Below are 23,286 nucleotides of genomic sequence, written 5' to 3' on the forward strand. Positions count from 1 at the left end.
ATAACATAGATTATGAAATCACACCAACCTAAATTATAATTATTTTCTAATTTCGTTTTAATGATGGCGGTATCATTTTGAGTTTACTTAACTTTCTTAAGTAGATCTAGTCAGTGAACGAAGAAAACGAGGAAAAGCTGCTTAATTTACGTCTTTTAAGTTTTGGGATTTACGGTTACCAGGTGACCGCTTGACACCGTGATTAACTTAAATCTGCTGCCGACATTTTAAGCAAGTTAATTATTTATTGGCCTACGCTTGGTGTTAGTTAAAATTGCTGCCTGCCGGTTGGACCCTAAAATGTGAGACCGCCCTTCGGCTCGCAAACGTGGCCACCACGTTTCAGCCGATTCTGGACCAACCAGAGTGGCAAATTCAGTTCAACTAACACTAGAAATAGCTTAATGCGTTACTTAACCACAAAATAAAAAAGCATCCAAGACTAACAAGTCTTGAATGCTTCAGTCAAACGATCATTAATAATGTTTCATCACGCGATCAATTTGACGTTGTTGTTCGCGCTTTTTAATATCTTGCCGTTTGTCGTATTCACGTTTCCCATGAGCGACCCCGATTAAGACTTTTGCAAAACCATGCTTTAGATACATCTTCAAAGGAATAATCGTGACCCCTTTGGTTGTCGTTGCATCGCCGATCTTGCGAATTTCTTTTTTGTGAAGTAATAACTTCCGGTTTCGTAATGGGTCAACGTTGAATCGGTTACCTTCCATAAAGGGACTGATATGCACATTCATCATAAAAGCTTCGCCATTACGAATCTGAACATACCCATCCTTCAAGTTAACACGACGATCACGGACAGACTTAATCTCAGTCCCCGTCAAAGCAATCCCCGCTTCATAGGTATCCTCAACGGCATAGTCATGCCGCGCCTTCCGGTTTTGCGCGAGGGCGGTATCTGGATGTTTACCGTGTTGTTTGGCCATTGCCGCACATCCCCTAACGTTTACTTAAATTAACGCCGGTTATCGTTGCTGGACCGACGATTTTGACTACTGTGGTTATTGTTACTATTGTGGTTCCGATTATTAGAATTAGTTGTACTGCGATGGTTATTGTTACCACGATAACCGCCATTACTATTGCGATTACCGCCACCGTTACCATTGCGGTTGTTGCCACTATTACCATTCCGATTATTGTTGCCACCGTTACGATGATAGTTGCCATTGCCGCCACGCCGGTTATTGCCACGATAATTATCGTGATGTTCCCGCTTTGGTAATAAGTCGGTCTTCGGCGCTTCTTCAGGATTTAACAACTTAAAGTCCACTTCACGCTGATCTTTATCGACCCGCATTAATTGGACTTTAACCGGTTGCCCAATTCTAAAGGTCCGATGGGTCTTCCGACCAACTAAAGCGAGTTGTTTTTCAACATATTCGTAATAGTCATCGTCCATCACACTGATATGCACGAGGCCTTCGACCGTATTTTCCAATTCAACGAATAACCCAAACTTCATGACCGAATCAATCACCGCGTCAAACTTCTCGCCAACATGATCCGCCATGTATTCGGCTTTCTTCATTGAATCAACGTCCCGTTCGGTGGCAATCCCCCGCCGTTCATTGTCAGAAGTCGTTTCCGCAATGTTTGGCAAGTTATCCCGATACTTCGCCCGGGCTGCTTCGCCCGTACCGTTTTCGGCATAATGACGAATCAAACGATGAACCATCATATCCGGGTAGCGCCGAATTGGTGACGTAAAGTGGGTGTAGTATTGTGCCGCCAACCCAAAGTGACCTAAGGATTCATCAGCGTACCGCGCTTGCTTCATACTCCGCAGCATCATCACTGAAACCATAGCTTCTTCTGGTTTACCGGCAACCTTCTTCAAAACATCCTGTAACATCTTTGGCTTAACATCTTTGGAAGAACCCGTGACATTAACGCCAAAAGTCGTGACAAATTCGAAGAAGCTCAACATCCGATCAGCATCCGGGGTTTCATGCACCCGATAGATGAATGGCACTTTGAGTAGACTATAATGCTTGGCGACCGTTTCGTTAGCCGCTAACATAAAGCTTTCAATCATCCGTTCAGCTAACCCACGTACCCGTAATTGGATATCGATGGGATGACCAGTTTCATCAACGATAATCTTAGCTTCATTATCATCAAAATCAATGGCCCCACGATGACGACGGTTCTTATAAAGAATCCGATGTAAGTCGCCCATCGCATCAAACATATCAACTAAATCGGCATATTTTTCACGGGTCTTAGGATCGTGAGCTTCCAAGATTTGGTTAACGGCATCGTAAGTCATCCGCGCATGTGACTTAATCACACTTTGGAAGATCTTATGATTGACGATATGGCCTTCTTGGTCAATTTCCATTTCACAACTCATGGCCAACCGTTCAACATCAGGATTCAAAGAACAAATGCCGTTCGATAAACGCCGTGGCAACATTGGAATGACCCGGTCAGTTAAATAAACGGACGTCCCACGTTTGAATGCTTCGCGGTCTAATTCCGAGTTTTCAGTGACGTAATGGCTCACATCAGCGATATGCACCCCTAAATGGAAGTTACCATTCGGTAAGCGCCAAGCCACAACGGCATCATCCAAGTCTTTCGATTCAGCGCCATCAATGGTGACCAATGGTTGATCGGTAATATCCACGCGACCCTTTTTATCTTCTTCCGTGACATAATCCGGAATGCGATTAGCTTCATCGGTGACTTCTTCTGGGAAGACTGAGGGCACTTCATGTTGGTAAACCACTTGTAAGACGTCCATCCCAGGATCATCAACACTCCCGATAACTTGCTTAGCAATCCCAACAATTCGCGTTGGATTTTGAGCATCTGGATATGCCGATACTTCGGCAATGATAACTTCCCCTTCAGTGGGGTGAATGCCTTGGTCAGTAATTAATAATTCATATTTAGAAAGTTTCTTTTCTTTGATCTCAACTTTACCAATGAAACCAGGATTCTCATGGCTAGGCACAAACGCGCCGACGATTTGAGAATAGTTCCGTTGCGTAATGCTGACGATTTTACCTTCAGGACCGCGGTCGGAACCGGGCCGAGCTGGGCGAATGATTTCAACTTGCACGTCATCACCAGTAAACGCGAACATCGTATTATCCGGGTTAATGTAGATATCTGGCAAATCGGGATCATAGCGCACGAAACCAAAGCCCTTGTCATTGCCATGGAAAGAGCCATCGACTAATTTCGTTTCTTGCACAATTTTGAATTGGTCATGATCATCAGTAGTGACTAATTTTTTCCGTTCCATATTAGCCAATTCTTTGACTAAAAAGGTGAACGCGGTTGATCCTGTAAAATGCAATTCATCGCTTAACCGTTCCACACTGTAACTACGGTCGGGATGACTTTGCAAGAAAGTAAGAATTTGTTCTTGTAAGTTAGATTCTGACATTATTTACCTCATTTTTAATAGTTTATTTATAAATCGTTTTTAAATAGGTTAAGACCGCCTGCTCTAATTGATGGTGGGCCGCATTAACCGTTAAGACATGGCCAGCCGTCGGATACCAATGATAATCAACCGGTAGCCCTTGCGTCTGCAACTGGTCCCGTAAACGCGCGGCTCCCGTAGCATCGATCAACTCATCTTGACCACCCTGCGCAATAAAGTACGGGCGCGTCAAGTGTGCTAATTGGGGTTGAATCACCGTCCTGGTAAATTGGCCAACCGCCGTTAACTGTGCAGCCACCGCGGGCTTTAAGGCTGCAATGATTGGGGCTTGGGCCGCTGCATCTAAGTGTTGACGAGTCAGCAACTGCCGGCTACGTTGGATAAACATCGCCGCAACTGCCGTGGTTGCCGTTGGTAAAACTGGCGAACTAAAGATGCCACCACCCAATAGTTCAGGATCATCAGCCAAGGCCAACGTGGCAAATAAGCCACCCAAAGACAAGCCGAAAATACTAACTTTAGTATAGCCTTTTTGGCGTACAAATGATATTGCCCGTTGCGTATCTTCCCACCACTTAGCTGGTGACCCTTGCGTGACAATATCACGCGGGTCCCCCGTGGCATGCCCCGTAAATTGTGGGGCATAGACACTATAATTAGCCCGTTCTAAAACTCGAGCTAACATGCGGACGTCGTTAGCGCTCCCCGAATACGCGTGTAACAAGATGACTACTTGATCACCATGTTCAAAGAAAAAAGGTTCTGGCTGTTTGAGCATTCTTAAACACCTGCCTTAAAAAAAAGCCTCCTGAAATCACAGGAGGACGGTCGGTTACTTCGATGAATACCAAGCTAAAGCGAGCGCGACGACAAAGAAAATAATTCCGAGTACGACGGTCACTTTTTGCATGAAGGCTTCAAAACCACGAGGCTTTTGCTTGGCGAACAAGTCGTCAGCCCCACCGGTCAATGAAGACATGGCATCATTTGTCTTAGATGGTTGCATCATTACCGCCACGATAATGATGATGGAAACGATTAAAATTATCGTCATTAATGTATTATACAAAAAAATGTCCTCCTAAAGAGTCCGCTATGTCTATAACAATTTAACATATTTGGGCTTACTTTTCCAGTCCAGTGCTGAATTACTTCTTTTCTAAAGCCGGTGCTGGTGTGGTAGCGGTTAACTGGTCAATTTGCCGACGTACCCAAGCCCGATTATTACGATCCGTTAAGATAATTAAGGTATCCCCGGCCCGCATTAACGTATCTCCATGCGGAATCACTTGCCGTTCTCCCCGACGAATCGCAATCAACAATGATTCTTTCGGCCATTGAAAATCACGCACTTGATGGCCTTCAATCACGGCGCCTTCAAAGATCGGCACTTCCAATCGATCCTGAACACCACAATATTCACGACGTTGCGGTTGAGTCAGCTTTTCTAACAAGGCTTCATAGATCGGGGCCCCACCTAAAAGATCAACGACCAGATAAGCAGTCAAAGACACCACTGCTAATGGCATCAAATGCTGCAAGGTCCCAACCATTTCGGTAATGAGTAAAATTGCTGTAAACGGGGCTTTCCCAATCCCCGCAAAGTAACCAGCCATCGCAATAATGATAAAGTTCGTCACATACTGCGCTGGCATCCACCCTAAGGCAACGGCCGCTTGGGCATAAATGGCGCCCAAGATTGCACCCAGTGACAGAATCGGTAAGAAAATGCCCCCTGGCAACCCTGACCCATACGACACCGTTGAAAAGACAAACCGTAACACGAAAATACCAATCAAAGCCGTTAAAATCGGCGGTAACTTGGCCAAGTTCAAGATAACGGCATTCCCGCCACCGAGAAATTGTGGCCACCATAATCCAATCGGAATCACTAACATAAACGGTACCACGCCATTAAACCAGCTCGGCAACCGTAACTTAGCGTACCAATTCGGCATCGTCAACGTCACATTTTGATATAGGTATCCCAGAATGCCTAAGAACACTCCTAACCCAATCAGATTACCATATTGGGTTAACGGCAACGTCTGCGCATATGGAATGTGCAGCACTGGGACTAAACCAAAGAAATTCAAAGAAATAAAATTGCTAGCGATCGCACTGGCCAACGCCGTGGTCCAAATAATCGGTGAAAAATTATGATAAACTTCCTCTAACACAAATAACGTACTGGCGATTGGCGCATTAAACGCCGCTGACAACCCGGCGGCCGCGCCACCAGCAATCAACGAGCGTCGATCCGCCCCGGTCTGATGCGTGGTTTCGGCAAAGCCTTGACCAATTGTGGCGCCTAACTGAATCGACGGCCCTTCCCGACCAAGAAATAGTCCGGAACCAATGCCTAAAATGCCGCCAACAAACTTCTTCCATAAAACCGGCCACCATCGATAATCGAGTTCACCCGCTAATTGACCTTCAACTTGCGGAATTCCTGAGCCTTTAATATCTGGCGTCTGCTTAACCAGGAGACCGACTAAAAAGGCGACTAGTAAGCTTAGACCAATCCACGGGAGGACCAGCCAAGGGGTCCCGTTAATCTGGCTGTAGACCCATTGTACCAAGGTCAGCCCACGTTCAATACAATACCGAAAAATACTAACCACGACACCGGCCATGAGTCCAACCAGCAAGCCCCGCCCGATTTCATTAAATCGGGTCAGATCTAGATGTCGCTTAATGGGTTGATGTTTCACTTTCAACCTAGACCCTCACTTTCCATTGAGTTGCGCTGTCAAAACCGACTGCAGTGCGGCTAACGTTGCCGGCGTGGTGCCCAACAACTGCTTAATCCACTTCGGTCCATCCGCCCGCCATAGTAACCCTAACATCAAGTCAGCGACTAGATCAGCACGCCCTAAAGCGGCCTGCAACCCGGCCACAAAGTCAGGATCACATGCAAACGCTGATAAAACCAATGGCACTAGTTCAACGGCCTTCGGTGCTTGAATCGCTGTTTGAAAATGCCGGAACCCAACTTGGCCAGTCGTCACAATAATATTATCACCTGTCAAATGACCGTGTACCAATTGATTAGGGACGACTGGATGCGCCGCTAAGTACGCCGTTCGTTCTGCGACAAAATCCGGTCCAAGTTGGCCCCAATCAGCGTGGTTGCTGACCGCTGCTTGATCGACCTGATTAAAACTGGTCACATCAAGATTGAGCTGCAACAACGCCTGACCAATTTGACGACCTAACGTTTGTTTCGCCAATGGCTTAGCCGTTGTCTTAAAGTTAGTCAGTGGCACCCCCAATAGTGGCTGATAGATGACGTAATAAAACTGATAGGCGTCAAAGATAAAGCCCGCGTGTTTTAAAGTCGGTGCCGCCACTGACAACCGTTGTAATCGGGTTAAACTAAACCGTTCCGTTTGATAGCGATCCCGCGTATTGGGCGCCACATTAGCTGGCGGAAAGATGGCCACATCTAATCCACCGGCTTGAAAGACGGCTGCAAAGTCACTCTTAACTGGTTCCAAGGCCTTAAATGGCTCATTTTCACTGGCATAGATTTGCCGAATCAATGGTTCGAAACTCGTCGTTGACGTCTGGACAGCTTGCCAGTCCGCCCATTGATTAAGTTGATGTTGGAAATAATCCATTCTAAATTTCCCCTTTAAATGCTCGTATGCTTATTTTACCACGACATTCAAACTCTGACGGCAGTTGTCCTCAAATTAATACTAGTTGGGATTTTGGTTAACTTAATCATAATTGTCCCCGTTCAGTGTCAATCCAACCCAACCGCAACGACCATTTTCACTAAACTCAACTAACAAAAAAACAACGCCACTCAAGTTGCGAGTAGCGTTGCTAATTAATTTACATCCACAATTTATTTAGTGACTTGGTCCAAGAAGTAGCTGTATGGGTGCAAGCCCTTAGTTTGATACTTCTTAGTAAAGGCATCAACATCGGCTTGAGTCGTCCACTTGTTGGTTTCCAAAGCCATGTGTTCCGTCGTAAATGGCATCTCGTGAGTCAACTTAACATCGATCAAGACTGGCTTGTCAGTTGCTTGTGCTTTAGCCAAGGCATCCTTTAAGTCATCTAAGGTACGAACAGTGAAGCCAACTGCGCCCATACCTTCACCAACTTTAGCCCAGTCGGTATCGATCAAATCAACCCCTGACAATGGTTGCTTGCTGTCATCAGTCTGTTCAGCTTCAATGAAGCCTAACGTTTCGTTACTGAAGACGAAGTTAATGATGTGCAAGTTGTATTTCACTTCAGTTAAGAGTTCTTCGCAAAGCATCGCGAAACCACCGTCACCACTCAAACTATAAACATCGCGGTCTGGGTAATAAGTCTTAGCGGCAATCGCAGCGGACATCCCATAACCCATCGTTGCATATTGGCCAGAAGTGGTCCACTTTTGATCACCATGTAAGTTGATCAAGCGCATAAAGTTAATGTTAACATTCCCAACATCAACCCCGAAGACGGCCCGATCACTAGCTAACTTGTTAATTTGATCAAAGACTGGTTCTGGACGAAGTGGTTGACTGTCATCATTAGCAAAGCTATCTTGCCAATCGCGCCAATTCTTACGGTTCAACAATGACGCTTTGTAGAAATCAGATTCAGGTAATTCAGTCCCCTTGTCAGCTAACGCTTTTAAGGCTTTCTTAGCATCCGCTAAGATGGCCACATCAACATGATGACGCTTGCCGAGCTTTTCACTGTCAATATCAATTTGAATGACTTTGGCCCGTGGGTTGATCAAGAAGATACTGAATGGCACATCATTGCCGACCCAGAGAATCAAGTCATTGGCAAAGCCAGCTTCAACCCCAGGCTTAGGGGCAACCCGACCAGTTGAACCTAAGTAATTTTCATATTCATCTTCCACAATGCCCTTCGCTAAAACCGAAGAAATCATTGGCATATGGAACTTTTCCGATACCGCTTTCAATTCTTTGCTAGCATGCTTAGCACCAATCCCGAAGTAGATTAATGGGGCTTTGGCGTTCTTGATTAAGTCCCAAGCTTCGTCAATCCGCTTTGGATCTGGTTCTGGCATGATTGGTTGTTGATATAAGTTAGCCGTTGGTTGGAACTTATCTTCAATCTCAGTCCAACCTAAGTCTTTTGGCACCGTGACAACAGCAACCCCGTTATGCTTGTATGCTTGGCGAATCGCTTCATCATACATTTGTGGGATTGATTCCGCAGTCATCGCAGTCCGATTCCAAACTGAAACATCGTCAAAGATTGGTTCCTCATCGATAGCTTGGAAGAAGTCCACGTTCATCCGTTTAGTTGGGACTTGGGCGATGATCGCAACCACTGGGGTGTGATCATGCTTGGCATCGTATAACCCATTTAACAAATGAACCGCACCAGGGCCAGCTGACCCAAAGGTAACTCCGACTTTACCAGTTAACTTAGCTTCAGCGGAAGCGGCAATCGCGCCCGCTTCTTCATGGCGAACTTGGACATAATGTAAGGTATCTCTGCGTTCGTAAATGGCTTGCATCCCGGAATCAAATGACCCACCAGGTAAACCATAAATGTTTTTAACACCCCATGCTTCTAAAACTTTTAAACCGGCTGTAGCTGCTTTAATTTTACTCATGACAACGTCGCACTCCTTAGATTTAGGTTGTCAAATCGGATACCTCAATTAGTAAGCGCTTGCAATTAATCGTATTAATTAAGTCCATTATGCCAATGGACCTCTCTCAGCGCCGACCAGACTTCTCTGACTCAACTTATGTCATATAAATTTACAATATTTTTGACATCTGTCAGTTGGGCGAAAGGTTATCTCCCTCGTTGACAAACACATCATACAACTTAGCTAAACCATAAGTCAAACGATATTCACGAGCTAAGGCAAACCGCGTTACAAGTGCATTAATGAGCAAAAGTTGTCAGCCCCGTCAATTAGGCATTCCTTATTCACTAAATCGGTTAAAAATTTTTTATATATTTTTTTGATATTTTTTAATGCTAAAAAGCAATAGTTATTCTAAATAAGTTCATCAAAAAATTCAATCAATCACGCTAAAACCGCGTCCCGCTTGCGAGCTCAGCGCTTGTGTAACCGCTCACTAATTGTAAGCGTTGACATTACCGTCAAAACGGCCTAGACTAGAGGTGGTTCTATTAGACAGCCCCTAGACCCCAACGTGTTTAGGCAGTGCATGCCAAGCATCAAGTTATCAGTTAGCTGGTAACTTTTTTCTTTTGAGTTTCAGTTCAGAAAGCTGAACTCACTGCACATAAAAAGAGCCACTCCTAAGAGTGACTCTTTTCGGCAATCGTCTGATTACTTGCTAGCAATCGTGTTACGAGCGTCTTCACTTAAGTTATAGAAACCGTTAAGACCCTTGTATTCTGAAGTGCTTTCAAGTTGGTCTTCGATCCGCATTAATTGATTGTATTTAGCAATCCGTTCAGTACGGCTCATTGAACCAGTCTTGATTTGGCCAGCGTTCATTGCGACAACTAAGTCAGCAATGGTCGTGTCTTCAGTTTCACCAGAACGATGTGAAACGATAGCAGTGTAGCCAGCTTGTTTAGCCATTTCGATAGCTTCAACAGTTTCAGTCAAAGTACCAATTTGGTTAACCTTGATTAAGATAGCGTTGGCAACGCCCATCTTGATCCCTTTAGCAAGGTAGTCAGTGTTAGTAACGAACAAGTCATCACCAACGATTTGAACCTTTTTACCAAGCTTTTCAGTAGCCATTTGCCAATCTTCCCAGTTGTTTTCATCCAAAGGATCTTCGATGGAAATGATTGGGTACTTGTCAACGATGCTGTCAAGTAAGTCAACGAATTCTTCGGCAGTAAATGATTTCCCATTTTCGCCTTCACCCTTTAAGTCGTACTTGCCAGTTTCTTCGTTGTAGAATTCAGAAGCAGCACAGTCGAAGGCAATTGAGATATCTTTGCCTGGCTTGTAGCCGGCACGTTCGATAGCTTCAATTAAGATTTCGAATGGTTCTTCGTTGTTCTTCAAGTCAGGAGCGAAACCACCTTCATCACCAACGGCAGTTGAGTAACCGCGTTCGTTCAAGATAGCTTTCAAGTTATGGAAAGTTTCTGAACCCATGCGGACAGCTTCTTTAACTGAAGAAGCGCCAACAGGCATGATCATGAATTCTTGGAAGTCAACGTCGTTGTTGGCATGTGCGCCACCATTGATAACGTTCATCATTGGTGCTGGTAAGACGTGCGCATTGAAACCACCAAGGTAGTTGTATAATGGCATTTCAAGTTCGTCAGCCGCAGCACGTGCAGCGGCGATAGAAACACCCAAGATAGCGTTAGCACCTAACTTAGCTTTGTTAGGAGTACCGTCCAACTTGATCATTGCTTGATCAATAGCACGTTGGTCAGTAACATCATAGCCGACGATTTCTTTAGCAATCAACTTGTTTACGTTGTCAACGGCTTTAGTAACACCTTTGCCCATGAAACGGCTCTTATCGCCATCACGTAATTCAACGGCTTCATGTTCACCAGTTGAGGCACCTGAAGGAACGATACCGCGGCCAAATGCGCCAGTTTCCGTATATAATTCAACTTCAACAGTTGGGTTGCCACGTGAGTCCAAGACTTCGCGAGCATAAATATCTGTAATAATAGACATTAATTTCTCTCCTTAATTTTGCTTGTAATAGGTTCACAACCTATTATAGAAAGTTGTGACTGAACTTGCAATGAAAATTAGTTATTTTGGTAGTTAACTAATTCTAAGAATGAATCTGGTTGCATTGAAGCACCACCGACTAAGCCACCATCGATGTCAGCTTTGCTCATCAAATCAACAACGTTAGCAGGCTTTACACTACCACCGTATTGAATACGAACTTTGTCAGCAACCGTTTGTGAATAAAGATCAGCAACCGTCTTACGAACAACGGCACAGATTTCTTCAGCTTGGTCACTAGTCGCTGTTTTACCAGTACCGATGGCCCAGATTGGTTCGTAAGCAAGTACTAATGAGCTAACTTGGTCAGCTGATAAGCCCTTCAAAGCAGCTTTGATTTGGCCTGAAACCCATGATTCGGCTTCGCCGGCTTCACGTTGTTCAAGACTTTCACCACAGCAGATGATTGGCAACATGTTGTTCTTGAAAATAGCATGTGCCTTCTTGTTGATGTCTTCATCAGTTTCGTGGAAGTAGCCACGACGTTCTGAATGGCCGATGATGACATAGTCAACGCCTAAATCAGCTAAAGCAGCTGGTGAAGTTTCACCAGTAAAAGCCCCAGCATCTTCAAAATAAGCATTTTCAGCAGCAATCTTTAAATCAGTACCCTTAGCAGCTTCGACCATTTCTTGTAAGAAAAGGGCTGGAGCAGCAACGACTGATTCAACTTTAGCAGGATCAGGTAATTGATCCTTAACCGCGTTAACGAAAGCTAAAGCTTCACTAGCGGTTTTGTTCATTTTCCAGTTACCGGCAATAATAGGTGTACGCACGATAGACCTTCCTTTCGGAGAACAGATTATTTTTCAGAAATAGCAACAATACCAGGTAAAGTCTTACCTTCAAGGTATTCAAGTGAAGCGCCACCACCAGTTGAGATGTGGGTTAACTTGTCGCCAACGCCAAGTTGCTTAACAGCGGCAGTTGAGTCCCCACCACCAACGATGGTCGTTGCGTCAGATAAAGTCCCTAAGAACTTACCAACTTCAAGGGTCCCTTTAGCATAGTTGCTCATTTCGAAGACACCCATTGGTCCGTTCCAAACAACCGTCTTAGCATCGCGTAAAACAGCTTCGAATTCTTCGATAGACTTAGGACCGATATCTAAGGCCATGTAGCCATCAGGAATTGAACCGTCAACGATCTTGCTAGGAACATCGTTGTCAAACTTTTCAGCAACAACTGAGTCACTAGGTAAGACCAACTTGTCGCCAGCTTTTTCGATGATTGACTTAGCTAAATCAATTTTATCTTTTTCAACTAATGAGTTACCAATACCCATGCCTTTAGCAGCATAGAACGTATAGGTCATCCCACCACCGATGATAATCTTGTCAGCTTTGTCGATTAAATGATCGATAACACCGATCTTATCAGAAACCTTGGCACCACCTAAGATAGCAACGAATGGGTGCTTTGGATTGTCAACAGCGTTACCTAAGAACTTGATTTCCTTTTCCATTAAGAAACCAGCGGCAACCTTGTCCATGTTTGAGGCAATCCCAACGTTTGAAGCATGTTCACGGTGAGCGGTACCAAAGGCATCGTTAACGTAAACATCACCAAGTGAAGCCCAGTACTTGCCCAATTCAGGGTCGTTACCAGATTCGCGCTTAACTTGTTCGCCATTAACAACATCTTCGAAACGAGTGTTTTCAACAACTAAGACGTCACCGTCATTCATGTTGTTGATGGCTGTTTCAAGTTGTTCGCCTTCAGTAACTGGTACGAAGGTAACTGGCTTGTTTAATAAGTTTGAGAGACGTTCAGCAACTGGACGTAAGCTCAAGCCCTTCTTATCGTCTTCACTCTTAATCCGACCTAAATGTGAGAACAAGATAGCTTTCCCATCATGTTCGCTAACGTATTTGATCGTTGGTAAAGCAGCGACGATCCGGTTGTCGTCACCAATCTTGCCATCTTTAATAGGAACATTAAAGTCGACACGAATTAAAACTTTTTTATCTTTAACATCTAAATCTGAAACGATTAATTTAGCCAATGTTAAAATCCTCCTAGAATTTACGAGTCGTATAAAAAAACGGCAAGGAGAGTTTGCCTCCCCCCGCCGTTTAAACCGTATGCGGTTTTAAAGTTCTAACAAACTAATTTATATTAGAGAGTAGCGAACTTCAATAAAGTACGTACCATTTGGCAAGTGAAGCCGTATTCGTTATCGTACCAAGCAACAGTCTTAACTAATTGGTTTTCACCATCAGAAGTAACTTCTGTTTGAGTAGGATCGAAGATTGAACCGAAAGTAGTACCGATAACATCAGATGAAACAATTTCGTCTGCGTTGTAACCGAATGATTCGTTACCTTCAGTATGCTTCTTGATAGCAGCGTTAACTTCGTCAGCAGTAACTTTCTTGTCTAAGATAGCAACTAATTCAGTTAATGAACCGTCAACAACACCAACACGTTGTGCATGGCCTTGTAACTTACCTTGTAATTCTGGGATAACTAAGCCAAGAGCTTTAGCAGCACCAGTTGAATGAGGAATAGTGTTTACACCGGCAGCACGTGCGCCACGGAAGTTACCGCCACGTACAGGGCCGTCTAACAACATTTGAGTTGAAGTGTAAGCATGGATAGTGGTCATAGTACCAACCTTGAGGCCGAATTCTTTGTTTTCAAAGAATGCAAGGGGTGCAAGGCAGTTAGTAGTACATGAACCAGCTGAAACAATACGGTCATCAGCAGTCAAGATGTCATCGTTAACATTGTAAACGATGGTCTTCAAGTCTGAACCAGCTGGTGCAGAAATCAATACACGCTTTGCGCCGGCGTCCAAATGGGCTTGTGACTTTTCTTTTGATGTGTAGAAACCAGTACATTCGAGAACGAAGTCAACACCATCGTTCTTAACCCAAGGAATGTTTTGAGCTTTAGGTTCAGCATATACACGGTACTTCTTACCGTTAACAACGATTGAATCGTCAGTAGCTGAAACTTCAGCGTCCAAAGTACCATGAGTTGAGTCATACTTCAAAAGATGAGCCAACAATGCAGGTGAAGTTAAATCGTTAATAGCAACAACTTCGATATCACTTGACTTTGCACCAAGTTCTAAGATACGACGGAATGCTAAACGACCGATACGTCCGAAACCATTAATACCAATTTTTACAGACATACTAGAATTTCCTCCTTGTGGAAATAAAAATATTTTTTATTTTAAAAAGTGACTTCACAGCTGAAGACTACTTTTTTAAAATCAAGTTAGCAGCACCTTCGTCCGTGATTAAACACGTCCGCTTGGGTGCGATCTTCATATACGCCTCAATCGCGGTGGCTTTGGAAGCCCCACCCGCAACTGCGAGTATAATCTCCATATTGGCCAGTTCTCCGATCTGCAAACCAATGCGCGGAATCCGATAGACAACGTTGCCGTCACTATCAAAGAAATAACCAAAAGCTTCGCCAACCGCATGTCGCTGTTGTAAAACTTTGATCTGATCCTCAGACATATTCCGACGATGTGCCATCGAAACGGCATCGCCTACGCTGTGGATCACCACGTTAGCTTGACGAATAATCCCCAACACCTCTTGGATACTTGGTTCCTTAAGGAGTGGTTCATACGTTCGTTCACTGACCTGTTCGGGCACGAACAACGACCGGAATTTACCACCGGTGTGCTGTGCCATTTGCGACGCAATCGTGTTGGCTTGAATCGCAACCGATTCACCAACGCCGCCGCGTGCTGGAACAAATAACAACTGACGTTTACTAGCAAGTTTGTTAGTTAAGTTATTTGCCACATGTTCCATAGTGTGGCCCCCCATTACCGCAATAATACTATCACCTTCTGGCAATAATTGCTGTAAGAGTTGGTTGACTTCTTCGCCCATTGACCCAATCACCTTTAACTGGCGATCAGAATCACCGGAAACGATGATACAACGTTTAATGTTAAATCGTTGGGCCAACTGGCGTTCCTTTTGACGGATACCCATCAACTCATCCATGAATTGACTCAGTCCTAGCAAAACATCTTTGCCTTGCTGTGTCAACTGCATGCCCGCCTTATTAGTCACAATCAAATCTAACTTCCGTAACGTATCCGTTTCGGTTCGCAAGGTCCGCTCGCTCACATCTAAGGTTTGAGCTAATAACCGTCGTCCAACTGGGGCCATCCAATTAATGGTGCGCAATACCAAGTAACGATGACTTAGTAACTCAACCATGTCTGGGGCAATTGCCTCAATCCATTGAATATCCGAATGCATGGCATCCAACCTGCTCTCTAGTGGGACGGATTCAGTCCAGCTATGTCGAATAACGACCCAAAGACTTCAAAAAACAAAGCACACAACGACAATTTACTACGAAATCTCTGTTGCATACCTCTCTTAACCACAACATGAATTATAGCAGGTTCATGGAGTGGTTGCAAATCATAACACGTAACAGCTTATAACCGACTGGTATAAACTATTAGTTTTATTATTATTCGGTTTTTAAATACTGTTTTCGTTTAGAAGATGACGGAATGTTAAGATTCTCTCGATATTTAGCAACCGTCCGACGTGATAGTTCGACTTTTTCCGACTTAAGAATCTGAACAATTTTTTGGTCTGAAAGCGGTTTTTCTTTATTTTCGCGATTAATCAAGTCAATAATTCGATGCTGAACGTTGTCAGCGGAGACTAATTTTCCATCTGCGGGACGTTTGCTGACCGCCTTGGTAAAGAAACGTTTAAGTTCAAACATCCCAAAGTCGGTTTGAATATACTTTCCATTAATACTGCGGCTAATCGTCGATTCATGAACTTGGAGTTGCTGTGCAACATCTCTTAATAGTAGCGGACTTAATTCGGTCGTCGTTTGTAAGAAAAATGCCGCTTGTCGTTCAATAATTACAGAGCCAACCCGAAAGATGGTCGCTTCGCGCTGTTGCAAGCTGCTGGCAATCCAATCATATTCAGATTTTTTCTCTTTTAAGTACTCAGTAAGTTCCTGATCCGTATGCCGACTCATCTGTTGATAATAATGTGCTTGAAACTTAACGACTGGTTGCGCCATAGATGCCGTCTTCAACGCCAACTGTCCATGTTGATTGGTCACGACTAAGTCTGGAAAGATATAGCCGGTCGTTTCTTGCCCAATCGCCGCCCCAGGAGTTGGGCTCAGCGTGCGGACATAATCATAAACACTCGAAATATCCGCTAAGGTCACTTGATACTGCTTAGCCAACCGTTCCCACTGTCGATTAACCAAGTTATCAAAGTTCTCTTCTAAAATAATGTAGGCTAAATTAGGCGCGGTATCATCACTCTCCGTCTGCAGCATTAACGTTTCCTGCAGACTACGCGCCCCGACGCCTGGTGGATCAAGTTGTTGTAACAAGGTAATGGCATCTAATAACTCAATGGGGGTCGCCCCCATCTCCGTCATCACTTGCTGCTCATCAACTTTTAAATAACCATTAACATCAACGTATTCAATCAGATGTAACACGATTTTTCGCAGCTTCGTATCGCGCATGGTTAAATGAATCTGATCTAATAAATATTCAAATAATGAATGTTGATTCGTCGTTGAGACACGTTCGATAAAGTCTGCATGTGCACTGACATTTTTCGCCGCACTCAGACTTGTATGGTTTGAATTCCAATTTGTGTCCACATCAATCAATGGGTTTTCTAAGGCCTTTTGGGTCAAGAAGTCGCGTAATTCCTCAACATTGAACTGCAACATTTGAATTGACTGTTGCAGGCGTTGCGTCATTGCGAGCTTTTGGGTCTGCCGTTGTTGCTGGCGAAAACCGGGTCCGATTGCCATAAATAATCCCTCCCAAATAATATTTACAAATACCCCTTGTGTTTTTATCCATAATCCGCTAAACTATAATATGTTGTTTAGGCGCCCGTAGTGTAATGGATCGCACGTAAGATTCCGGTTCTTGAAATGGGGGTTCGATTCCCTCCGGGCGCATCAGTTAGCTGAGATAATTATCTCAGCTTTTTTTGTATGCTCATTTAAACGTCCCATCAAACTCATACCGCTTTCATTCTAGCATACGCCGTCAAACCGCTAAAGTTCAGTTATATCCGTGGTAAATGAAGACAAGAAAAAGAGATTGGGATCACCCAATCTCAAGCCGTATATGATAGAAACCTAAGTATACCACGTTAACTTTGAAAACGGAATTTTGTTTTTGAGGTTTTTCTTTTGACCTTTACTGACCTTAGCGGTAAACTACATTTATATTAGCAAGTAGCTAATCATCTTTTGAAACTTTAGGAGGCTAACAAGTTATGTATCCAGTTCCGACAGTTATCGAACAGTCATCACGTGGCGAACGTGCTTATGACATTTATTCACGACTTTTAAAGGACCGCATCATCATGTTATCAGGTCCCATTGAAGACAATATGGCCAACGCCATCATTGCCCAGTTACTTTTCTTGGATGCCCAAGATTCTGACAAGGACATCTATCTCTATATCAACTCACCAGGTGGGGTCGTTACCGCCGGCTTAGCTATCTATGACACGATGAACTTCATCAAATCTGATGTTCAAACGATTGTCATGGGGATGGCAGCTTCTATGGCCAGTGTCTTGGCATCATCCGGGACTAAGGGCAAGCGGTTTGCTTTACCTAACTCTGAAATCTTGATTCACCAACCATCTGGTGGTGCTCAAGGTCAACAAACTGAAATCGAAATTGTGGCTGAAGAAATCTTGAAGACTCGTAAGAAGATCAATGAAATCTTAGCTAACAATGCTGGTCAATCAGTTGAAAAGTTAAACCACGATACGGAACGTGATAACTACTTAACGGCGCAAGAAGCCAAGGATTACGGTTTGATCGATGATATCATGGAAAACAATAGCTTAAAATAAGCGCTGTTTGGAACTGAGTTAGCTGCGGCTAGCTCAGTTTTTTTGTTTGCCCATTTGTTATGAATCCCAAAAGACATCCAAGTCAAACGCAGCATATTGCGTTTGACTTGGATGTCTTTTTCACTGCTTGGTGTTAGTTGTCATAAATTGCCACTCTGGTTGGTCCAGAATTGGCTGGAACGTGGTGGCCGCGTTTGGAAGCCAAAGCACGGTCTTCCAAGCCGGGCTTTATCTAAGTCGGAAAAATCACCGACCAAGATAAACGACACCACTGAGCCAATTCTGGCCCGCCCGGCGTTAACTAACAGGTATTAGGTCATTAACGACTAATTGTTTTCAGTCTAGTCATTTAGCCGAGAGGTTGGTTCCTAAAATGCTCAGCCGTGTCGTTGGCCTTAGTGCGAGTGGTCTACTCGGACTTAGGCCAAGGTCAGTTTTGAAGACCGCGTTTTTGGCTTCAAAATGGCCCATGGCGTTCCAGCATTTTAGGAACCAACCGGTAGGCGGCAATACCAACTAGCCCAAGCGAACTTCATTAAGTTACTAAGCCATCAGCATGTTTCAAATAATTAACCAAGTTAGTCCCCTTACTTGGCCATATACGCATACTTGTAATTCCATTGAGTTCCAGCAGTATTATGGATAATCCCTTTGGCCTTGGGATTTTGCAAGAACGAGTATACCGTTTGATATAGCGGCGTAATGCCTTGGTCTTGCATAATCACCCGTTCCGCTTGCAGCATATCTTGCCAACGTGCCTGAGGATTATTGGCATCTTGATTTTGCGCTTTTTTCACCAATGTATTGTATTGACTACTATTATACTTACCATAATTATACCCACTGCCAGCAGTCATGATTGCCAAATGCGAAATTGGATCGTTAAAGTCGGCGCCCCAACCGCTCAAGTAAAGATCAAAATTCCCTTGTTGAGCCCGCGTTGACGCAACTTTGGCGGGAATATTGGCTATGTCAATCGTCAAGCCGCTCAGATTCTTTTCCAATTGTCCTTTAAAGTATTGCGAAATTGGCTTATTAGGCTCGTCATTAGATGTCAATAACCGCACTGTTAACTTTTTAAGGCCGACTTCTTTGAGTCCTTCACGCCACAACCGCTTAGCTAAGGCCGGCTTATATGACGTTGAATTCTTCACCGTTGATTCGGCAGCAAAATCTTTACCATTCTTTGGATCAGTGGCTAAATCTTGTGGAACAAAAGTTTTCGCCGTGGTTGAAGCATCACCGATGACATTTTTAACTAATGATTGGCGATTGATTGATAACGAGATTGCTTGGCGAATCTTCTGATTATTCAACGCCTGACGAACCGTCTTGTGGCTGTCCTTAAAGTTATAGACTAAGAACGCGGTAATCGAATATGGATACGTCGTATAATCTTTATTCGATTTCATATTTTTAACTTGTTCACTAGCCAACTGCGTTAAATCAAGCTTTCCCTCTTGGAATAAGTTCAACGTGGTCGTGGTGCTGGCATTCACGCTATAGTTAATCTTGCTCAAATGGACCGCTTTTTTATCCCAATATTGATTATTCTTAACAAATGACCAACTGTTGTTCGTCCCGGTCCAACCGGTTAATTTGAATGGCCCGCTATATAACATATATTGCGCTTTAGTCGCATACTTGTTGCCCCACTTCTTAACGGCCGTTTCACTGATTGGTCCGAATAAGGGATACGTCATTAACTTTTTAAAATACGTAATGGGTTTTGATAAAGTCACAACAAAAGTGTGCTTGCCCTGAGCTTTAACACCCAACGTACTAGGTGCTTGCTTACCAGCAACAATGGCATCGGCATTTTTAACGCCGGAGAATAAATACGCATATTGTGATTTGGTTGCTGGCGTCACCGTGCGTTTCCAAGAATAAACAAAATCTTGCGCCGTAATTGCGGAACCATCACTCCACTTGGCATTGCGAATCGTAAACGTATACGTCTTGCCATCTTTGGAAACTGTCGTTTTACTAGCTAAGCCCGGGGTGACACTCCCGTTCTTACCTAAACGATACAAACTTTCAAAGACATTCCCAGTACTACCATAACCGGACATATTAGAAATATCGATTGAATCTAACGTCGTGGGGTACGACAAGTTCAAGACTTGGTTGTTCGCATACTTACCGCTACTATGCTTAGCCCCGCTCTGCTGACCACAAGCGGCCAACACCGTTACTAATACTAAACTAAAAATAACTGCTAACACTGATCTTTTCTTCAAAACTCTCGCCCCTTTTACCTTTATTTTTTAAGTTAATCCCTAGAAATCTGGAAACAAAAAACGCCTGCCTAGAATCTCGTCAGATTCCAAGCAGGCGTTTCCAATAATAATGGTTTTGAGCTCAATACCGTTAAATTGGATGCACTAGTGACGCTTGTAATTCAACGCAAATAGCCATGTTGTTAGATTCACAACATGGGCAGCACATCATCATTTGCGTAGAATTATTAGTCATGATTACGTCACTCCGATTTCATAAGATAGGTTCAGTATAGATAGTGGCACTTACTTTTGTCAAGCAGTTTTTTAAACGTGTTTGGCCCGAACCTGATACCAGATGGCCCCAGCAGTACCAAATAAAATTGGCCCCGCTAACATCCAGATGGTATTTTGCACTTTTCCATCAACCAAGATTGGTTGCAGTAACGTGAAAATATTCGCGCCTAAGACAACCACGAAGACGACCCAACTAATAATCGTCGTCCACTGTGGTGACTTATAAACTTCAAACGGTTTGATAATATCGTGATTATGCTTGAACTTTGGAAACGCATAGAGCAAGAACAAATATGGCAATGTCATTGAAACATTCGACATTAAAGTCAACACATTGTAAAACGCTGACGCGTCACCCGTAGCAAAGGATGCCATGAGGATGATCACAATGACGATCGCACATTGCACAATCATCGCATAACTTGGCATTTGTTGCTTGTTTAACCGGGTGAATTTCTGTGGCCACAGTGATTTGGGCGTCCCTAAAATCAACGTTTTTAATGGTGAATAAGTCAAGGTGAAAAACGCCCCACTGTAAGCTAAGAACATACCAAGACCCGTATACCGAGCAAACCACAGCCCTATCAGATTACTAGTTGCCCTACTTAACCCCAATGCATTCCCGAGGACATACCCTAAGTTCCGCATCATGACATAACTAATGTTCCCCATGTTGGTTGACGGATTAGCCAGTACGGCTTGCCAGTTCGTACTCATGCCCCAGCAAAAGATGCCAAGCGCATAGCCTAATGTAATGATCACGGCCGCAATAATAATCCCGCGGGGAAAAGTCTTCTCAGGATTCTTCGTCTTATCGACCATCCCACCAAGGACTTCCAAACCACCATAAGCAAAGATGGCGAATACTGCAAAGCTCATCAGACCAACTGGATGTTGATAACTTGGGTTCGGTGAATCCAATAGGTCAGTTAACGGTTGTGCAAAATGACCATGATTCAAAGCCAAGATGACCCCCGAAACAACTAACAAAATCGCATTTAAACTCGTGACCGCGATCCCGCCTAAGTTAGTAATCCGGACAATGCCTTTGACCCCTTTGATTGACACAAACGTGACTAAAATCATCCAAAAACAGGATAATAAGCCAATCGTCTGCGTGGCGTTCAACCCTAAGAAACTGAAGTTCTGTGTCTGGTCACTCCCAAAAAATGTCGTCGTAAACGGGATCCAGACTTTCGCCGAAGTTGATACCATCCAAATGATATACGATGCAAACCACATGAAAGTCCCAATAAAAGCAAACCGGGCATTCACGCTCACTTCCAACCACTTGTACATCCCACTGCTGTCCGACTTAATCGCCGCCCCATATTCCGCCAACATTAAGGCGAATGGAATAAAGAACAAAACCGCCGCTGCTAGGTAAAACCAAATTGAGGCATACCCCATTAGGAAAAAGGCCACCGTCCCGTTTGCAAACCCAAACACGGTGGTAAAAATCATCATTACTAAAGCCGTTAAGGTGATTTTATTACTTTTCTCAGCCATACTATTTCCCCACTACTCTTTTCAAAATTTTGTAAATCCGTTTTCAAGTAACAATTTTATAGGAAGAACAAAATAATTGCGTTCAATTTTACTAATAAACTCATGAATTCCCACTGTGATAATCAATTGCTTTCTGTTAATGATTTTTATTAATCAAGTTTAAGTCAATCAACTCAGCCACCAAATTGCATTCACTGGCGGACTTAATTACACTAAGAGATGTTTAGTGCTAGTTGGATTAAAGTGCCACTCTGGTTGGGCCAGCATCGGCTGGAACGTGGTGGCCACGTTTATGAGCCGAAGTGCGGTCTCATAAGCCGGGCTTTGACTAAGCTGAGTAGAGCACTCAACTAAGTCAAACGACACCACTGAGCCAATGCTGGCCCGTCCGGCGTTAATTAAGCGATTTTATAAACAGTTTAAACTATAACTTGGGCTGAGAGATTAGTTTCTAAGATACTCAGCCAAGTCGTTGGCCTTAGTGCGAGTGTGTTTTGGCTCAGGCCTAAAAGCCAAGATCAGCCCTGAAGACCGATTTTGGTTTCAAAATGCCCCACAGTGTTCCAGTATTTTAGAACCCCACCGGCAAAACAGCAATTTTAATTAGTGCCAAACGTACTAAGCTTACTTTGGAGGACGACAATATGGATTCCATCAGTCAACAACTTTTTAAGCAGCAACGCGGCAATGCCGAAAAGCTACAAGCCATTGGATTTCAACACCAGGCTGATCATTATATCCGGCAACAGCCCTTATTAGCAGGGGCTTTTCAGTTAACAATTACTGTAACATTGCCTAATCAAGTCACCACTACCCTAATCGATACCGAAACCCAGTTACCATATACGTTACATCTACAACCACAAAATAGCGGCGAATTTGTCGCCCGTGTCCGTGAAGCCTATACCGTCGCCCTAAAAGCCGTTATCCAGCAAGCCTTTAGTGCTGATCCGTTTCAATCTGCACAAGCCCGCCACTTAATTCAAGCCGTGGCTGTCCAATATCACAATGACCTAGAATTTCTCTGGCAGAAGTTTCCTAACAATGCTGTTTGGCGCCGAACTGATACCCACAAATGGTATGCGGCACTGTTACAAGTGTCCAAACGAAAACTAGGCCTAGCCAGTGATGACTTGGTCACGGTGATTGACCTGCGTATGGAACCAGCACAGCTAGCAGCTTTAGTTGATAATCATCGTTACTTTCCTGGCTACCATATGAGTCAATTGCCCCTGAATAAATTCAGAGGCTTGTCGCTCACGTGTCTGACGGCACAGTAGTCCAACATGCCCGTTAG

At 43.9% G+C, this 23,286-nt stretch carries 17 protein-coding genes and 1 tRNA gene; 3 read left to right on the plus strand and 15 right to left on the minus strand.

Annotation, left to right across the window (positions count from 1 at the left end; all coding sequences use genetic code 11):
* Window positions 1-476 precede the first annotated feature (476 nt).
* From smpB to rpoN, 13 genes are all read right to left on the minus strand, one after another.
* Window positions 477-947 (minus strand): SsrA-binding protein SmpB, encoded by a 471-nt coding sequence (gene smpB / locus FFM80_RS10605; RefSeq protein ID WP_137634690.1) that lies wholly within the window; start codon window positions 945-947, stop codon window positions 477-479.
* Window positions 948-976: 29 nt separating this feature from the next.
* Window positions 977-3,421 carry a ribonuclease R gene (gene rnr, locus FFM80_RS10610; RefSeq protein ID WP_137640770.1) on the minus strand — a complete coding sequence of 815 codons (2,445 nt, stop codon included), beginning with the start codon at window positions 3,419-3,421 and terminating at the stop codon, window positions 977-979.
* 22 nt (window positions 3,422-3,443) lie between these two features.
* On the minus strand, window positions 3,444-4,199 hold the full coding sequence (locus FFM80_RS10615; protein WP_137640771.1) for an alpha/beta hydrolase: 756 nt from the start codon (window positions 4,197-4,199) through the stop codon (window positions 3,444-3,446).
* A 54-nt stretch (window positions 4,200-4,253) separates the two neighbouring features.
* Complete coding sequence (secG, locus tag FFM80_RS10620; protein ID WP_137634693.1) at window positions 4,254-4,490, minus strand: preprotein translocase subunit SecG; 237 nt, start codon at window positions 4,488-4,490, stop codon at window positions 4,254-4,256.
* A gap of 79 nt (window positions 4,491-4,569) precedes the next feature.
* Entirely contained in the window at window positions 4,570-6,135 is a 1,566-nt protein-coding gene (locus FFM80_RS10625; protein ID WP_171001085.1) for a ClC family H(+)/Cl(-) exchange transporter, read from the minus strand.
* Between the two features lie 15 nt (window positions 6,136-6,150).
* Window positions 6,151-7,044: a hypothetical protein gene (locus tag FFM80_RS10630; protein WP_137640772.1), complete on the minus strand. Its 894-nt coding sequence runs from the start codon at window positions 7,042-7,044 to the stop codon at window positions 6,151-6,153.
* Between the two features lie 233 nt (window positions 7,045-7,277).
* A complete protein-coding gene (gene spxB, locus FFM80_RS10635) occupies window positions 7,278-9,020 on the minus strand; it encodes a pyruvate oxidase (RefSeq protein WP_137640773.1) in 1,743 nt (580 codons plus the stop codon).
* Between the two features lie 696 nt (window positions 9,021-9,716).
* Window positions 9,717-11,045 (minus strand): phosphopyruvate hydratase, encoded by a 1,329-nt coding sequence (eno, locus tag FFM80_RS10640; protein ID WP_137634697.1) that lies wholly within the window; start codon window positions 11,043-11,045, stop codon window positions 9,717-9,719.
* A gap of 77 nt (window positions 11,046-11,122) precedes the next feature.
* Entirely contained in the window at window positions 11,123-11,881 is a 759-nt protein-coding gene (gene tpiA, locus FFM80_RS10645; protein ID WP_137640774.1) for a triose-phosphate isomerase, read from the minus strand.
* A gap of 26 nt (window positions 11,882-11,907) precedes the next feature.
* Window positions 11,908-13,110 (minus strand): phosphoglycerate kinase, encoded by a 1,203-nt coding sequence (locus FFM80_RS10650; protein WP_137640775.1) that lies wholly within the window; start codon window positions 13,108-13,110, stop codon window positions 11,908-11,910.
* A 113-nt stretch (window positions 13,111-13,223) separates the two neighbouring features.
* Window positions 13,224-14,246: a type I glyceraldehyde-3-phosphate dehydrogenase gene (gene gap, locus FFM80_RS10655; protein ID WP_137634700.1), complete on the minus strand. Its 1,023-nt coding sequence runs from the start codon at window positions 14,244-14,246 to the stop codon at window positions 13,224-13,226.
* A 67-nt stretch (window positions 14,247-14,313) separates the two neighbouring features.
* Window positions 14,314-15,342 carry a sugar-binding transcriptional regulator gene (locus FFM80_RS10660; protein ID WP_137634701.1) on the minus strand — a complete coding sequence of 343 codons (1,029 nt, stop codon included), beginning with the start codon at window positions 15,340-15,342 and terminating at the stop codon, window positions 14,314-14,316.
* Window positions 15,343-15,562: 220 nt separating this feature from the next.
* Window positions 15,563-16,897, minus strand: coding sequence for an RNA polymerase factor sigma-54 (gene rpoN / locus FFM80_RS10665; protein WP_137640776.1), 1,335 nt, complete (start codon window positions 16,895-16,897; stop codon window positions 15,563-15,565).
* An 81-nt stretch (window positions 16,898-16,978) separates the two neighbouring features.
* Between rpoN and FFM80_RS10670 the strand changes: the two genes are divergently transcribed.
* Window positions 16,979-17,050, plus strand: a tRNA-Arg gene (locus FFM80_RS10670).
* A gap of 323 nt (window positions 17,051-17,373) precedes the next feature.
* Window positions 17,374-17,964 (plus strand): ATP-dependent Clp endopeptidase proteolytic subunit ClpP, encoded by a 591-nt coding sequence (clpP, locus tag FFM80_RS10675; protein ID WP_137634703.1) that lies wholly within the window; start codon window positions 17,374-17,376, stop codon window positions 17,962-17,964.
* Window positions 17,965-18,551: 587 nt separating this feature from the next.
* Here clpP and FFM80_RS10680 read toward each other — a convergent pair.
* Together FFM80_RS10680 and yjeM are read right to left on the minus strand one after the other, a co-directional pair.
* The gene (locus tag FFM80_RS10680) at window positions 18,552-20,204 is read right to left on the minus strand and encodes a peptide ABC transporter substrate-binding protein (RefSeq protein WP_137640777.1); all 1,653 of its coding nucleotides are present in this window, start codon (window positions 20,202-20,204) and stop codon (window positions 18,552-18,554) included.
* A 306-nt stretch (window positions 20,205-20,510) separates the two neighbouring features.
* On the minus strand, window positions 20,511-21,989 hold the full coding sequence (gene yjeM, locus FFM80_RS10685) for a glutamate/gamma-aminobutyrate family transporter YjeM (protein ID WP_137640778.1): 1,479 nt from the start codon (window positions 21,987-21,989) through the stop codon (window positions 20,511-20,513).
* A gap of 644 nt (window positions 21,990-22,633) precedes the next feature.
* On the opposite strand from yjeM, the gene FFM80_RS10690 reads away from it, so the two are divergent.
* Window positions 22,634-23,269: a hypothetical protein gene (locus FFM80_RS10690; protein WP_137640779.1), complete on the plus strand. Its 636-nt coding sequence runs from the start codon at window positions 22,634-22,636 to the stop codon at window positions 23,267-23,269.
* Window positions 23,270-23,286: the final 17 nt, after the last annotated feature.

Origin of the sequence: Lactiplantibacillus dongliensis, from assembly GCF_005405105.1 — a bacterium.
Classification (GTDB): domain Bacteria; phylum Bacillota; class Bacilli; order Lactobacillales; family Lactobacillaceae; genus Lactiplantibacillus; species Lactiplantibacillus dongliensis.